This window comes from Pseudomonas sp. ICMP 8385 (assembly GCF_002699915.1).
Classification (GTDB): Bacteria; Pseudomonadota; Gammaproteobacteria; order Pseudomonadales; family Pseudomonadaceae; genus Aquipseudomonas; species Aquipseudomonas gessardii.
In genome coordinates, this window is the sequence record NZ_LKBY01000145.1 from 1 (window position 1) to 13,615 (window position 13,615).

The 13,615-nt window shown below is 62.2% G+C and carries 13 protein-coding genes and 1 pseudogene; 9 read left to right on the plus strand and 5 right to left on the minus strand.

Features of this window, described 5'->3' with window-relative positions; genetic code table 11:
- The 6 genes and pseudogenes from AO268_RS33390 to AO268_RS28565 form a co-directional block, all read left to right on the plus strand.
- A pseudogene (locus tag AO268_RS33390) lies at nt 1–117 on the plus strand (IS110 family transposase); the annotation flags it as partial.
- Between the two features lie 295 nt (nt 118–412).
- Nucleotides 413–595, plus strand: a complete 183-nt coding sequence (gene oscA / locus AO268_RS28545; protein WP_029299482.1) for a sulfur starvation response protein OscA — start codon at nt 413–415, stop codon at nt 593–595.
- A gap of 75 nt (nt 596–670) precedes the next feature.
- Entirely contained in the window at nt 671–1,690 is a 1,020-nt protein-coding gene (locus tag AO268_RS28550) for a sulfate ABC transporter substrate-binding protein (RefSeq protein ID WP_099170576.1), read from the plus strand.
- Between the two features lie 163 nt (nt 1,691–1,853).
- Nucleotides 1,854–2,672, plus strand: a complete 819-nt coding sequence (cysT, locus tag AO268_RS28555; RefSeq protein ID WP_029299485.1) for a sulfate ABC transporter permease subunit CysT — start codon at nt 1,854–1,856, stop codon at nt 2,670–2,672.
- A gap of 13 nt (nt 2,673–2,685) precedes the next feature.
- Entirely contained in the window at nt 2,686–3,558 is an 873-nt protein-coding gene (gene cysW / locus AO268_RS28560) for a sulfate ABC transporter permease subunit CysW (protein ID WP_076962022.1), read from the plus strand.
- Between the two features lie 3 nt (nt 3,559–3,561).
- Complete coding sequence (locus tag AO268_RS28565; protein WP_076962023.1) at nt 3,562–4,542, plus strand: sulfate/molybdate ABC transporter ATP-binding protein; 981 nt, start codon at nt 3,562–3,564, stop codon at nt 4,540–4,542.
- Nucleotides 4,543–4,647: 105 nt separating this feature from the next.
- Here the strand turns inward: AO268_RS28565 and AO268_RS28570 are convergent, their stop codons facing one another.
- The gene (locus tag AO268_RS28570; RefSeq protein ID WP_099170577.1) at nt 4,648–5,172 is read right to left on the minus strand and encodes an Mpo1 family 2-hydroxy fatty acid dioxygenase; all 525 of its coding nucleotides are present in this window, start codon (nt 5,170–5,172) and stop codon (nt 4,648–4,650) included.
- 83 nt (nt 5,173–5,255) lie between these two features.
- On the opposite strand from AO268_RS28570, the gene AO268_RS28575 reads away from it, so the two are divergent.
- Nucleotides 5,256–5,942, plus strand: a complete 687-nt coding sequence (locus AO268_RS28575) for a Crp/Fnr family transcriptional regulator (RefSeq protein ID WP_076962025.1) — start codon at nt 5,256–5,258, stop codon at nt 5,940–5,942.
- 128 nt (nt 5,943–6,070) lie between these two features.
- On the opposite strand, the gene AO268_RS28580 is transcribed toward AO268_RS28575, so the two are convergent.
- The 3 genes from AO268_RS28580 to AO268_RS28590 are packed head-to-tail and all read right to left on the minus strand — an operon-like array spanning nt 6,071 to nt 10,107.
- Entirely contained in the window at nt 6,071–7,681 is a 1,611-nt protein-coding gene (locus AO268_RS28580) for an arylsulfatase (RefSeq protein ID WP_099170578.1), read from the minus strand.
- A gap of 15 nt (nt 7,682–7,696) precedes the next feature.
- Nucleotides 7,697–8,512 carry an ABC transporter ATP-binding protein gene (locus AO268_RS28585; RefSeq protein WP_076962027.1) on the minus strand — a complete coding sequence of 272 codons (816 nt, stop codon included), beginning with the start codon at nt 8,510–8,512 and terminating at the stop codon, nt 7,697–7,699.
- Complete coding sequence (locus tag AO268_RS28590) at nt 8,509–10,107, minus strand: ABC transporter permease (protein WP_099170579.1); 1,599 nt, start codon at nt 10,105–10,107, stop codon at nt 8,509–8,511. The genes AO268_RS28585 and AO268_RS28590 overlap by 4 nt, the downstream gene beginning before the upstream one ends.
- Before the next feature lie 287 nt (nt 10,108–10,394).
- Here AO268_RS28590 and AO268_RS28595 point away from each other — a divergent pair, with 287 nt between their 5' ends.
- On the plus strand, nt 10,395–11,396 hold the full coding sequence (locus tag AO268_RS28595) for an ABC transporter substrate-binding protein (protein WP_076962029.1): 1,002 nt from the start codon (nt 10,395–10,397) through the stop codon (nt 11,394–11,396).
- Between the two features lie 105 nt (nt 11,397–11,501).
- Here the strand turns inward: AO268_RS28595 and AO268_RS28600 are convergent, their stop codons facing one another.
- Nucleotides 11,502–12,422, minus strand: coding sequence for a LysR family transcriptional regulator (locus AO268_RS28600; protein ID WP_099170580.1), 921 nt, complete (start codon nt 12,420–12,422; stop codon nt 11,502–11,504).
- Nucleotides 12,423–12,594: 172 nt separating this feature from the next.
- Here AO268_RS28600 and AO268_RS28605 point away from each other — a divergent pair, with 172 nt between their 5' ends.
- Nucleotides 12,595–13,500 carry a TauD/TfdA dioxygenase family protein gene (locus AO268_RS28605; protein ID WP_099170581.1) on the plus strand — a complete coding sequence of 302 codons (906 nt, stop codon included), beginning with the start codon at nt 12,595–12,597 and terminating at the stop codon, nt 13,498–13,500.
- The last annotated feature ends 115 nt before the right edge of the window (nt 13,501–13,615 follow it).

A 13,615-nucleotide genomic window follows, 5' to 3' on the forward strand; every position in this document is an offset into this window, starting at 1 on the left:
CGCTACGAGGCTCTGCGCGAGAGAGGCAAGAGCGCGAAAGTCGCGCTCATTGCCTGCATGCGGATACTGCTTATCAGACTGAATGCCATGCTGCGTGACGGCACCGAATGGAGGTGACGAATGGCATGTTGAAGACAGTTGCTCATTGCCTGCATGCGGATACTGCTTATCAGACTGAATGCCATGCTGCGTGACGGCACCGAATGGAGGTGACGAATGGCATGTTGAAGACAGTTGCTCCCACATTTATATGGGCACACGCCTTAACGTCGTGTCCTGCCTGAAAAATTTTTCTGGTTATATAAACATTCTTAAATAGTATTTTTAAGAATATCCGCGCTTATCTACTATCGCCCTCACGCCGCAAGCAGTGCCGCCACTGCCAGGCACTTCTCATTTCAGGAGCACGACCATGAGCGCATCTCTACGCAGCGTTGACGGCCAGGACGAAGCAGCCATTTTGCGCGAGATCCAAAGCGCATTGCGTGACCTGCGTTTTGGCGCAGTGGAAATCACCGTACACAACGCCCAAGTGGTGCAGATCGAACGCAAAGAGAAATTCCGCTTGCAGAGCCCGGGCAACAAGCCGAGCTGAGCCAACACGGCGATTCGATTGCAGGGCCCGTACTAATAAGAAAAGCCAACACCCAAGAATTTCAGGAGCTTGTCTATGTCGTCGATTCGCCGTTATGCCCTGGCCGCCCTGGCCGCCCTGGCCAGCGCTGTGTTTGCCGGTTCCGCAGTGGCCAAGGATTACGAGCTGCTTAACGTTTCCTACGATCCGACCCGTGAGCTGTACCAGGAGTACAACGCCGAATTCAGCAGTTTCTGGAAGAAGGCGCACCCTGGCGACAATGTGAAGATCCAGCAGTCCCACGGTGGTTCGGGCAAGCAAGGCCGGGCGGTGATCGATGGCCTGCGCGCCGACGTGGTGACCCTGGCCCTGGCCGGCGACATCGACGAAATCGCCAAGCTGGGCAAGACCCTGCCAGAGAACTGGCAGACCCGCCTACCCGAAGCCAGCACACCGTACACCTCGACCATCGTGTTCCTGGTACGCAAGGGCAACCCCAAGGGCATCAAGGACTGGGGCGACCTGATCAAGCCGGACGTCTCGGTGATCACACCAAACCCGAAAACCTCCGGCGGCGCCCGCTGGAACTTCCTCGCGGCCTGGGCTTATGGCCTCAAGGTCGGTGGCAGCGAAGCCAAGGCCCAGGAATACGTGAAAGAGCTGTTCAAGCACGTGCCGATCCTCGACACCGGCGCACGCGGTTCGACCATCACCTTCGTCAACAACGGTCAGGGTGACGTGTTGCTGGCCTGGGAAAACGAAGCGTTCCTGGCCCTCAAGGAAGAGGGCGGCGCCGATAAGTTCGACATTATCGTGCCGTCCCTGTCGATCCTCGCCGAGCCGCCCGTGGCCGTGGTCGACAAGAACGCCGAGAAGAAGGGCAACAGCGAAATCGCCACGGCGTACCTCAACCACCTGTACAGCCCGGCTGGGCAGGAGATCGCGGCGAAGAACTTCTACCGCCCGCGTGACAAGGATGTGGCCGCCAAATACGCCCAGCAGTTCCCGAAACTGGAGCTGGTGACTATCGACAAAGACTTCGGCGGCTGGAAAACTGCCCAACCGAAATTCTTCAATGACGGTGGCGTGTTCGACCAGATCTACTCGGCGCAGTAAGCCACACTACTGCCAGGCGCGAGCTTTGTGTGGGAGCCGGGCTTGCCCGCGATAGCATCACCGCGGTGTAACTGACACACCGAGGTGCCTGCATCGCGGGCAAGCCCGGCTCCCACAAAGGTTTGCTCCGGCAGTGGTATCTACCTGTTAACCAAGGACTTTTATGTCGCGTCGTATCTCCCCCGTCATACCCGGCTTCGGGCTGACGCTGGGCTACACCTTGGTGTACCTCAGCCTGATTGTGCTCATACCGCTGGCGGCCATGTTCGTCCATGCCGCCCAACTCACCTGGGATCAGTTCTGGGCCATCATCTCGGCGCCGCGGGTCTGGGCCGCCTTGAAGTTGAGCTTCAGTACCGCCCTGTACGCCGCGTTGATCAATGGCGTGATCGGTACGCTGCTGGCCTGGGTGCTGGTGCGCTACACCTTCCCCGGGCGCAAGATTATCGACGCGATGATCGACCTGCCGTTCGCCCTGCCCACCGCCGTGGCCGGTATTGCGCTGACCGCGCTGTACGCGCCGTCCGGCCTGGTCGGCCAGTTCGCCACCGACATGGGCTTCAAGATCGCCTACACCCCTTTGGGCATCACCCTGGCCCTGACCTTCGTCACCCTGCCCTTTGTGGTGCGCACCGTGCAGCCGGTATTGGCCGATATCCCCCGGGAAATCGAAGAAGCCGCCGCCTGCCTGGGCGCCAAGCCCTTGCAGGTGTTCCGCTACATCCTCGTGCCGGCGCTGTTGCCGGCCTGGCTGACCGGGTTCGCCCTGGCGTTCGCCCGTGGCGTGGGTGAGTACGGCTCGGTGATTTTCATTGCCGGCAACATGCCGATGAAAACCGAGATCCTGCCGCTGCTGATCATGGTCAAGCTCGACCAATACGACTACACCGGCGCTACCTCCATCGGCGTGCTGATGCTGGTGGTTTCCTTTGTCCTGCTGCTGCTGATCAACTTGCTGCAGCGGCGCATCGAACACCCCTAAGGAGGCGCGGAATATGTCCCAATCGTCTATTTGCGCCGCGTCTTCGGCCAACGCTGCCCGCCGTGGCAGTGCGGTGTCACGACGTATCCTGATCGGCCTTGGCTGGCTGATCTTCGCCCTGTTTTTGCTGTTGCCGCTGTTTATCGTGGTGTCCCAGGGCCTCAAGCTCGGCCTCGGCGCGTTTTTCGCCGCGATCTTTGAGCCCGACGCGCTGTCGGCCTTGAAGCTGACGGTGATTGCCGTGCTGATCTCGGTGCCGCTCAACCTGGTGTTCGGCGTCAGTGCGGCCTGGTGCGTGAGCAAGTACTCGTTCCGTGGCAAGAGCATGCTGGTGACCCTGATCGATTTGCCGTTCTCGGTCTCGCCGGTGATCGCCGGCCTGGTCTATGTGCTGATGTTCGGTGCCCAGGGCTTCTTCGGGCCGTGGCTGCAGGATCACGATATCCAGATCGTGTTTGCCTTGCCGGGCATCGTGCTGGCGACGATCTTCGTCACCGTGCCGTTCGTGGCCCGTGAGCTGATCCCGCTGATGCAGGAGCAGGGCACCCAGGAAGAAGAAGCCGCGCGCCTGCTGGGCGCCAATGGCTGGCAGATGTTCTGGCATGTGACGGTGCCGAACATCAAGTGGGGCCTGATCTACGGCGTGGTGCTGTGTACTGCGCGGGCAATGGGTGAGTTCGGCGCGGTGTCGGTGGTGTCCGGCCACATTCGCGGCGTGACCAACACCTTGCCGCTGCACGTCGAGATTCTCTACAACGAATACAACCACGTCGCCGCGTTTGCGGTGGCGAGTCTGTTGCTGATCCTGGCGCTCTTCATCCTGCTGCTCAAGCAGTGGAGCGAGAACCGTATTAATCGCCTGCGCGCCAGTGCGGCTGAGGAATAAGTCATGTCGATCGAAGTCCGTAACGTCAGCAAGAACTTCAACGCCTTCAAGGCCCTGGACAGCATCAACCTGGATATCCAGAGTGGCGAGCTGGTGGCTTTGCTGGGCCCCTCCGGCTGCGGCAAGACCACCTTGCTGCGCATCATTGCCGGCCTGGAAACCCCGGATACCGGCAGTATCGTGTTCCATGGTGAAGACGTCTCCGGCCACGATGTGCGGGATCGCAACGTCGGTTTTGTGTTCCAGCACTACGCGCTGTTCCGCCACATGACCGTGTTCGACAACGTCGCGTTTGGCCTGCGGATGAAACCGAAAAAGCAGCGCCCGAACGAAACCCAGATCGCGGCCAAGGTCCATGAGTTGCTGAACATGGTGCAACTGGACTGGTTGTCGGATCGCTACCCGGAACAACTCTCCGGCGGCCAGCGCCAGCGCATCGCCCTGGCCCGCGCCCTGGCGGTGGAGCCCAAGGTGCTGCTGCTCGACGAGCCCTTCGGCGCCCTGGATGCCAAGGTGCGCAAGGAACTGCGCCGCTGGCTGGCCCGCCTGCACGAGGACATCAACCTGACCTCGGTGTTCGTGACCCACGACCAGGAAGAAGCCATGGAAGTCGCCGACCGCATCGTGGTGATGAACAAAGGCGTGATCGAGCAGATTGGCTCGCCGGGGGACGTCTATGAAAACCCGGCCAGCGATTTCGTCTACCACTTCCTCGGCGACTCCAACCGCCTGCACCTGGGCGAAGACCAGCACCTGCTGTTCCGCCCCCACGAAGTGTCGTTGTCACGCCATGAACTGGCAGACCACCACGCTGCGCAAGTGCGCGATATCCGCCCCCTGGGCGCCACCACGCGGATCACGCTGAAGGTCGAAGGCCAGAGTGAACTGATCGAAGCCGAAGTGGTGAAGGATCACGACAGCCTGACCGGGCTGGCGCGGGGCGAGACGTTGTTCTTCAAACCCAAGGTCTGGCAAAAAGCCTGAGTCTCTGGCCTGCACCAATCACCTGTAGGAGCTGGCTTGCCTGCGATGCAGACACCTCGGTGTATCAGTCACACCGCAGTGATGCTATCGCAGGCAAGCCAGCTCCTACACAGGTGTGTGTCGAGCGAGCGCGCGCACCGGCCCCGCCCGCTCTTCAATCTGCCGCTTGAGCCCATGGCGCAAGCCCAGCAGAAACGCCAGTTCCGCCACCACAAACAACGGCCCGACGATCAGCCCGGACACGTCATCGACGAACGCAGGCTTGCGCCCTTCGTAATAATGGCCGACAAACTGGATCACCCAGCCCGCCACAAACAGGCCGATGCCGCTGCTGAGCCACACCAGCGTGCTTTGCGCCGCCAGCACATGTCCAGCCCAGACCGACAGGCCCATCAGCACACTCATCAACACCCCCAGCGCCAGTTCCAGGCGCAGGTAGAACCCTGCAGAAAACAGCGCCAGCAGCACCGCCGGCGATAGCCACAGGCCGGCCACCTGCCATTCGGGGCGTGACAGCAGCACGGCGACGGCCACCACTATCATGGGGATGCCGATAAAGTGGCTGGCGATGTTGCGCGGGTCGCGGTGGTAGGCGGCGTATTGGCTGAGGTGGTCGACGAGGCTTTTCATTGTTATTCCTCCTGTAGGATGCTTGATCATGCCCTGTAGGACTGCGACAAACTGTCAACTGGGCGACAATCTTTGGAGTTCTCATGGACGCAGAGTCTTGGCATGGGCGGCTGTCCAGTGGCCACTGGTATCGCCATCTGCCCGCTCCCTTGCAGCATAGCCTGCTGGCCCATGCCCGCGTGCGGCAGCTGACGGCGGGGCAGGTGCTGTTCAAGCGCGGTGATCCGCCATGTGGCTTGTATGCGGTGCTCGATGGCAGCCTGCGGATCAGCGCAGTGAACGAGCAGGGCAAGGAGGCGTTGTTGAGCCTGGCGCAAGCGCCCTTCTGGTTTGGCGAAATCGCCGTGTTCGACGGCCTGCCACGCACCCATGACGCTTGTGCGGTCGGGCCTTGCACGCTGTTGCAGGTGCCGCAGCCGGCGATGTTGCAACTGCTTGCGCAAAGCCCGGCCTATTGGCGGGACATGGCCTTGTTGATGAGCCAGAAGTTGCGCCTGACCTTTATCAATATCGAGCAGTTGAGCCTGGCCCCCGCGTCGGTGCGGGTGGCCCATCGGTTGTGGATGATTGCCGAGGGGTATGGCGAGATCGACGGCTCGCGGCGCGTGGTGCAACTGGCGCAGGAGGATCTGGCGGCGATGCTGGGCGTGTCGCGCCAGACCACCAATACGCTGCTCAAGGCGTTGCAAGAGCAGGGCGTTGTGCGGTTGGGGTATGGGGAGATTGAGATACTTGATGTGCTGCGGTTGCGGGAGATGGCGCAGGGGTAGGCGGTGCCTGTAGCGGCCCTTTCGCGAGCAAGCCCGCTCCCACATCCGACCACATTCCAAAGAATGTACTCGGTCAAATGTGGGAGCGGGCTTGCTCGCGATAGCGCCCTTCCAGGCACTACAAAACCTCAGTCCGGCTGAAACGGCGAAGCACTCAGCACCACCCCGGTCTCCTCCACATACTGCTGCCAATGGCCAATCAAGGTCGCCAGTCTTTCCGGCTGGCTCAACGCCAAATCATGAATCTCCCCAGGATCGCGCCCCAGGTCATACAACTGCCAGGTCGCCGGCCCCACGGGCCCTGGGATGTACACCGCCTTCCACTGCCCCTGGCGAATCGCCCGGCGGCCGAACAGCTCCCAGCCGGTGACGGTGTGCTCGTCATGCACCTGCAAGGTCTCCCCGGACAAAAAGCCCAGCCACGACTTGCCCCGCAGCGGCGCAATCGGCTTGCCGCGCCACTGTGTGCCGGGGTGGCGCACGCCGGCCAGGTCGAGAAGGGTCGGGGTGATGTCCATCACCGTGCCAAAGCCATGGCTGATGCGACCCTTGAGTGCCAGCTGCGGGTAATGCACCAGCGCCGGCACGCGGATCCCGCCTTCGGTGGTGAAGGCCTTGAACAGGCGCGACGGCGCGGTCGCCACCTGGGCCCAGGACGGCCCATACCAGACATAGGAGTTGGCGCGGCCGATATTGCCCAGGCTGTTGTCGTAATGCTGGTTGAGGTAGGTCAGCAGCTCGGGCCCGAACTTGGGGAAGGCTTCCAGCAGCGCGCCCTCGGCGCCGTTGTCGGACATAAACAGGATAAAGGTGTTGTCCAACTGCCCCTGTTGGCGCAGGTATTCCACCACCCGGCCGATGTTCCAGTCCATGCGCTCGACCATCGCCGCATACACTTCCATGGCCCGCGCCGAGACCTGGCGTTGTTCATCGCTCAGGGCCGCCCACTGGGTGTTCAGCTCGATCAGCGGATGGGGCTCGACCTCGGCATCGATCAACCCCAGGGCCTTGAGTTTTTCCAGGCGCTCCAGGCGCAGCACCTCGGGGCCGGCATCGTAGCGGCCACGGTATTTGTCGACGATCTCTACCGGCGCCTGCAATGGCCAGTGCGGCGCGGAAAACGGCAGGTAGGCGAAGAATGGCCGGGCCTGGTCGCGTTCCTTGAGGTACTGCAACAGCTTGTCGCCAAAGGCATCGGAGGAATAGAAACCGTCGGGCAATTGCTCGACGAAACGGTCGTCCTCGATATACAGCGCCGGCGTGGACTTGAGCAGCCCCGGGGTGGTGTGGTCGTAGGGCGGCTCGAAACCATAGTGGTTGGCCGCCCCCGGCAACAGCGAGAACGAGCGCTCGAAACCCCGGGCGTGGGGCGCCAGTTCGGCGGTCAGTCCCAGGTGCCATTTGCCGCTCATCAGCGTCTGGTAACCGGCGTCGCGCAGCAGTTCGGGCAGGGCCACCACCTTGTCGTTGAGGTAGCCCTCATAGCCCGGCTTGCCGATCAGCTCCGGGGTCAGCGCCTCGGCCATGGTGCCGATGCCGGCGATATGGTGGTCGGTGCCGGTGAGCAGCATCGAACGGGTCGGCGAGCAGGTGGGCGCGGTGTGAAAATCCGTGAGGCGCAGGCCGTTGAGCGCCAGGGCGTCCAAGTGCGGCGTGGCGATTTCCCCGCCAAACGCGCCGAGGTCGGAGAAGCCCATGTCATCGGCCAGGATCACTAGAAAGTTGGGACGTTGCGGCATCAAGACACTCCTCACTCAGCAGGCAATAAACGCCAGGGGCAGGTCACGGATCTGTTCACGCAGCGGCGGCTGGTAATGGTCGTCGCTGATCAGCTCGTGCAGCAGTTCTTCGCGCAATTGGTGGAAGTCGAAACTGCTGCGCTGGCGCGGATGGGGCAGGGCGATGTCCACCACCTGCTTGATCCGCCCGGGCCGGGGCTCCATCACCACCACGCGGTCGGCAAGAAAAATCGCTTCTTCCACATCGTGGGTCACCAGCACCGTGGTGATCCTGGCGCGGGCGCGGATCGCCAGCAGTTCATCCTGCATCTGCTGGCGGGTCAGGGCGTCGAGGGCGCCGAAGGGCTCGTCCAGTAACAGGATGCGCGGGCTGGCCACCAGGCCACGGGCGATTGCCACCCGTTGTGCCATGCCGCCGGACAATTGGTGTGGGTAGGCGCGGGTGAAATCGGTGAGGCCGACCAGCTCGATAAAATCGCGGATGCGCTGTTGGCGCTGGGCCTCGCTCAAAGGTTCGTTGACCAGGCCCAGGCCGATGTTTTGCGCCACCGTCAGCCACGGGAACAAACGGTGTTCCTGGAACACGATGCCGCGTTCGCCGCCGATGCCCTGCACCGCCTGGCCATCGACGCGGATCTCGCCGCGAAACTGCGTATCCAGGCCAATCAGCAGGCGCAGCAAGGTGGATTTGCCGCAGCCGCTGGAGCCGACAATCGCGACGAACTCGCCCTCGGCAATGTCCAGGTTGAATTCGCGGATGGCCTCCAGCTCGAAGCCATCGACGTCGAAGGTCTTGCCCACATGGTTGAAGCTGACGATAGGTGCAGTCATGCGTGTCTCCAGCGCGTGGCGCGGGTTTCGATGCGTTGGCCGATAAGGTTGAGCGCAGCGCCGGTGAGGCCGACCAGGAGCATGCCGCTCATGATCAGGTCCATGCGCAGCAGCTGTTGGGCGCCGATCATCAGGCTGCCGATACCGCCATTGGACGGCATGAAATATTCCGCGCCGATGGTGCCCAGCCAGGCGTAGATCAGGCTCAGGCGCAGCCCGGCAAAAATCCCCGCCGCCGCCCCTGGCAGTACCAGGCGACGCAGGCGTAAGGCCAGGCTCAGGCGCAATACCTGGGCGGCTTCATTGAGCTGTGGCGAGAGGTTCAGCACGCTGCGTTGGGTGGCGATAAACAGCGGGAAGAAAGCGGCGAGGGCGATAAACACTGCCTTGGCCAACTCCCCCAGGCCGAACCAGGCGGTGAGCAGCGGCACCCAGGCAAAAATCGCGATCTGGCGCAGCGCCGCCAGGGTCGGGCCCAATACCCGCTCACTGCGGCGCGACAGACCCAGCAGCAGGCCAAGGGCAAAACCCAGCCCGCCGCCAAGGAGCAAGCCACTCAAGGTGCGTCCCAGGCTTTTGCCCAGGGCGTTGAGCAGGCTGCCATCGAATATGCCGCTGGCGGTGGTGTACAACACGGTCCACGGGCTGACCAGGATATTGGGATCGACCCAGTCCAGGGCTGTCGCCGACTGCCACAGCGCTAACAGGCTCAAGGGCAGCAACCACGGTTGCAGGCGTTGCCAGCCCTGGTAGTGCGGGCCACGGCGGATCTGCGCGGTCGCCGGATGGGGCCAGTGCACCCACTTGCGATCCAGCCAGCCAATGCCGCGATCCATCGCCATGCCCAGCACGCCAATGACCACGATGCACACAAATACGATATCGAGCATGAACAACTGCCGCGCCCACACCATCAGGTAGCCGATACCTTCGCTGGAGGCCAGCAGTTCCACGGCCAGCAACGAGGTCCAGCCGGCCGCCAGGGCCAGGCGTACCCCGGCCATGAACGCGGGCAGTGCGGCGGGCAGGATCAGCCGGCGGATCAACAGATGCGTGGGCAAGCGCAGCACCCGCGCGGCCTCGCGTAAACCGGGCTGGGCGTCGCGCACGCCGACCAGGGTGTGCAGGGTCACGGGCACCACAATTGCCTTGACCAGCACCACCAGCTTGAGGGTTTCGCCGATCCCGAAAAACACCATGAACAGCGGTATCCAGGCCAGGGTCGGGACTTGCGACAGGGCGCTGAAGGTGGGGAACACCAGGCGCTCGGCGCGGGCACTCAAGCCCAGCAGCGCACCCAATAGCGCCCCGGCCCCGACCCCCGCCAACAGCCCCCAGAACAGCCGTTGCAGGCTGATCGCCAAGTGGCTCCACACCTCGCCGCCGGCCAGTTCCACGGCACTGCTCCATACCAGCGCGGGCGCCGGCAATATCTGCTCGCTCATCCAGTGCTGACGGCTGGCCAGCCACCACAGGGCAAACAGCGTGAGTGGCAGCAGCCATGGCAGCAGGCGTTCACTCAGGTTCGGCCAATGTGCCCGCCCGGCCTTGGCAGGGGCGGCGAGCGGCAGGCTCAACAGTGAGATTCGGGCCATGGAAGACCTCCGTGGTCGACGAGTGCGTTATGTTATTTTGATCTTATAAATAAAAAATAAAGATTATTTAGGGATAAGAAAAACCATTTAAAGCCTCTGCCCGGCACGCATCCAATGCATTTGGAGAATATTTTCCATGCTGTTGATGCATAACCCTCTGGAACCGGCGCTCGCCGCTTCATAGTCCAAAAAGCTATTAAATTGTGAATTTATAGTATTTAAAGTTTTGATCGCGTTGTGCGTACTTTCTGCTCCAAAGGCCACCGTCGCCCACAGGAGCACACCTTATGAAACTGCCCTTCAAACGCTTGATCACCTTGCTGGCCGGCACGGCGCTCGCCGGGCTGGTGCAGGCCGCCGACCTCAAGGAAATCCGCATCGCCGTGCCCGACCTGAGCGCCGGCACCCAGAACAGTGGCGGCGGCGTGACGGACGTCCTGAGGAGCCAGCAGATCTTTGAAAAAGCCTTCGCCGACCAGGGCATCAAGATCCAGTGGAACTACTTCAAGGGTGCCGGCCCCGTGATCAATGAAGCCTTCGCCAACGGCCAGGTAGACCTGGCGTACCTGGGCGACCTGGCGGCGATCATCGGCCGCTCCAATGGCCTCGACACCCGCCTGTTGAGCGCCACCGCTCGCGGAGTCAAGCAGTACCTGGGCGTGGTGCCGGGCTCGGGGATCAAGACCTTGCAGGACCTCAAGGGCAAGCGCGTGGCGGTGTTTCGCGGCACGGCCACCCAACTGTCCCTCAACGGCGCCCTGGCCAGCCAGGGCTTGAGTGAAAAGGACCTGAAAATCATCAACCTGGATTTCAACGCCGCCGTGGCCGCCCTGGCCGCCAAGCAGATCGATGCGACCTGGGGCGGGTCGAACCTGAGCTCATTGCAGGCCAGGGGCCTGGCCGAAATCCCCCTGACCACCAAAGACCTGGGCGGCGCAGGCAGCGTGCAGGCGGTGCTGGTGGGCAGCGGCACGTTTGTCGATGCCCATCCCGAGGTGGTGGCCAAGCTGCTCAAGGCCCAGCAGCAGGCGGTGCAGTGGTTGACCGATGACCACAACAAGCAGGCGTATATCGAGTTGGTGTCGGGGCTGGCGAGTTATCCACCGGTGATTCTGACCAATGATCTGCAGGACCAGAAACTCAGCGAGATTTTCCCCTCGACCCTGGATCCGGTGTTCCTGGGCAAGCTGCAGGATGCGGTGGATTTGGCGTCGAAGGAGCGGCTGATTCGCAAGTCGTTCCGGGTTAGTGATTGGGTGGTGCCGGGGTTGGTGGCGGCGGGGATCTGAAATCTATAGTGCATGAACGGGCCTCATCGCAGGCAAGCCAGCTCCCACATTTTGATTTGTGAACACCGTCAAATGTGGGAGCTGGCTTGCCTGCGATGGCGCCCTTCAGACCGCCACATCCACCACCTGCCTATCCACCGCCACCAACATCTCGATCATCGCCTTGGCCGCCGGCGACAAGCGTGAGCCGGTGCGGCTGACGATCCCGCACCGTGCACTCAGGGTCTCCAGGTTCTGCGGCAGGTTGCGCCAGTGCAGCAGCACCAGCGCGCCACGGGCGATGTCCTCGGCAAACGCTTCCTCGGTGCCCACGCCAATGGCGTTGGACTGCAGCACGATCTTCACCAGCGCCGCAAAGTGCTCGGTCTGGATGCTCGGTGAAAAGTCCATGCGCCCGCTGAGGTTCGCCAGCAGTTTGCGAATGCCCTGGGAGATCAGCGGCGACGCCAGCGGGTAGTCGAACATGTCGTTGGTCGACAGGCTGTCCTTGGCCAGCAGCGGGTGCCCCGGCCGGCAGAAAAATACCCCGCGCTTGGGCGAAAGCGCCTGGGTCTGGAAATTCGGATCGGCCTCGAACTGGCGGATGTCGGCAATAAAGAATTCGATCTCTTCCCGGCTCAGGCTGCGGCTCAGGGTTTCCCAGTTATCCACCTGGAACCGTGTGCGGATTTTCGGGTGCGCATTGACGAAGCGCGCCACCGCATCCGGCACCAGCTTCACGGCTGGCGCCGGGCCGCAACCGAAGCGCAACTCACCGGCATCGAGCTTGGTCATGCGCGTGACTTCACTGCTCAACAAGGCGGCGCCATGCACCAGGCTCAGGGCATGTTGCAGCACCACCTGGCCTTCCGGGGTGGGGCGCAGATCCTTGTGGCCACGGTCCACCAGCACGCAGCCGAACTCCTGTTCCAGGCCCTGGATGCTGCGGCTGAACGCCGGTTGCGTGATGCCCATGGCGTCGGCCGCGCGGACAAAACTGCGGTGTTCGTTAAGGGCGATGAAGTAGCGCAGTTGGCGAAGATCCATATGCTTTCCCGGCATTTTAAAAATAGGTCGAAGGCATTTGCGACCAGGGGAGCTGAGGTTTTAAATGCAAGCTCTTATTCCGTCAACGAAGCATTCGTTCATTTACTAGACCTAAATTGCATATGAATAGAGCGTTGGCGCAGCGTCACCCCACTCACACGAGGGTCATCCCATGAGCAATGCCGCACTTGCTGTTCAACCCGTCGCCCTGGCGCTGGATATCCACCCTGTCTCCGGGCGCATCGGCGCCGAGATCCGGGGCATCAAACTGTCCGGCGACCTCGACGCCGCCACTGTCGACGCCATCCAGCAAGCGCTGGTGCAGTACAAGGTGATCTTCTTTCGTCAGCAGACTCACCTCGACGACCAGAGCCAGGAAGCGTTTGCGCACTTGCTTGGCGAGCCGATTGCCCACCCTACGGTGCCGGTACGCGATGGCACGCGCTTCTTGATGGAGCTGGATGGCGGGCGTGGCCAGCGCGCCAACTCCTGGCACACCGATGTGACCTTCGTCGATGCGTACCCCAAGGCCTCGATCCTGCGTTCGGTGCTGGCGCCAGCATCGGGTGGCGACACGGTCTGGGCCAACACCGCCAGCGCCTACAACGACTTGACCCCTGAACTGCGCGCCCTGGCCGACACCCTGTGGGCGGTACACAGCAACGACTACGACTACGCCGCGCGCAAGCCGGATGTGACACCTGAAAAGCTTGAGGAATACCGCAAGATCTTCACCTCGACGGTGTACGAGACCGAGCACCCTGTGGTGCGCGTACACCCGGTCAGCGGCGAGAAGACCTTGCTGCTGGGGCATTTCGTCAAGCGCCTGAAGGGCTACTCGCAGGCCGATTCCGCGCACTTGTTCAACTTGCTGCAAAGCCACGTCACCCGCCTGGAAAACACCGTGCGCTGGCGCTGGAACACCGGCGACGTAGCGATCTGGGACAACCGCGCCACCCAGCATTACGCGGTGGATGACTACGGAACCCAGGAACGCATCGTGCGCCGCGTGACCCTCAAGGGTGATGTGCCGGTCGGGGTGCGGGGGCAGCGCAGCCAGACCATCAAGGGCGTGTAGCCCAGCGCAGATCAACTGTGGGAGCGGGCTTGCCCTAATGCCAGTCAGTTAAGAAATTGACTTCTCCGCCAAGCAATAATAGAAACGGGCTCTGTTTTTATGAGTTCGTTTCATG

Bases quoted from the DNA above. Each gene is read 5' to 3' on its own strand.
- AO268_RS28565 (WP_076962023.1), top strand. From the start codon at position 3,562: ATGTCGATCGAAGTCCGTAACGTCAGCAAGAACTTCAACGCCTTCAAG.
- cysW (WP_076962022.1), top strand. From the start codon at position 2,686: ATGTCCCAATCGTCTATTTGCGCCGCGTCTTCGGCCAACGCTGCCCGC.
- oscA (WP_029299482.1), top strand. From the start codon at position 413: ATGAGCGCATCTCTACGCAGCGTTGACGGCCAGGACGAAGCAGCCATT.
- AO268_RS28570 (WP_099170577.1), bottom strand. From the start codon at position 5,172: ATGAAAAGCCTCGTCGACCACCTCAGCCAATACGCCGCCTACCACCGC.
- cysT (WP_029299485.1), top strand. From the start codon at position 1,854: ATGTCGCGTCGTATCTCCCCCGTCATACCCGGCTTCGGGCTGACGCTG.
- AO268_RS28580 (WP_099170578.1), bottom strand. From the start codon at position 7,681: ATGCCGCAACGTCCCAACTTTCTAGTGATCCTGGCCGATGACATGGGC.
- AO268_RS28590 (WP_099170579.1), bottom strand. From the start codon at position 10,107: ATGGCCCGAATCTCACTGTTGAGCCTGCCGCTCGCCGCCCCTGCCAAG.
- AO268_RS28575 (WP_076962025.1), top strand. From the start codon at position 5,256: ATGGACGCAGAGTCTTGGCATGGGCGGCTGTCCAGTGGCCACTGGTAT.
- AO268_RS28595 (WP_076962029.1), top strand. From the start codon at position 10,395: ATGAAACTGCCCTTCAAACGCTTGATCACCTTGCTGGCCGGCACGGCG.
- AO268_RS28600 (WP_099170580.1), bottom strand. From the start codon at position 12,422: ATGGATCTTCGCCAACTGCGCTACTTCATCGCCCTTAACGAACACCGC.
- AO268_RS28585 (WP_076962027.1), bottom strand. From the start codon at position 8,512: ATGACTGCACCTATCGTCAGCTTCAACCATGTGGGCAAGACCTTCGAC.
- AO268_RS28550 (WP_099170576.1), top strand. From the start codon at position 671: ATGTCGTCGATTCGCCGTTATGCCCTGGCCGCCCTGGCCGCCCTGGCC.
- AO268_RS28605 (WP_099170581.1), top strand. From the start codon at position 12,595: ATGAGCAATGCCGCACTTGCTGTTCAACCCGTCGCCCTGGCGCTGGAT.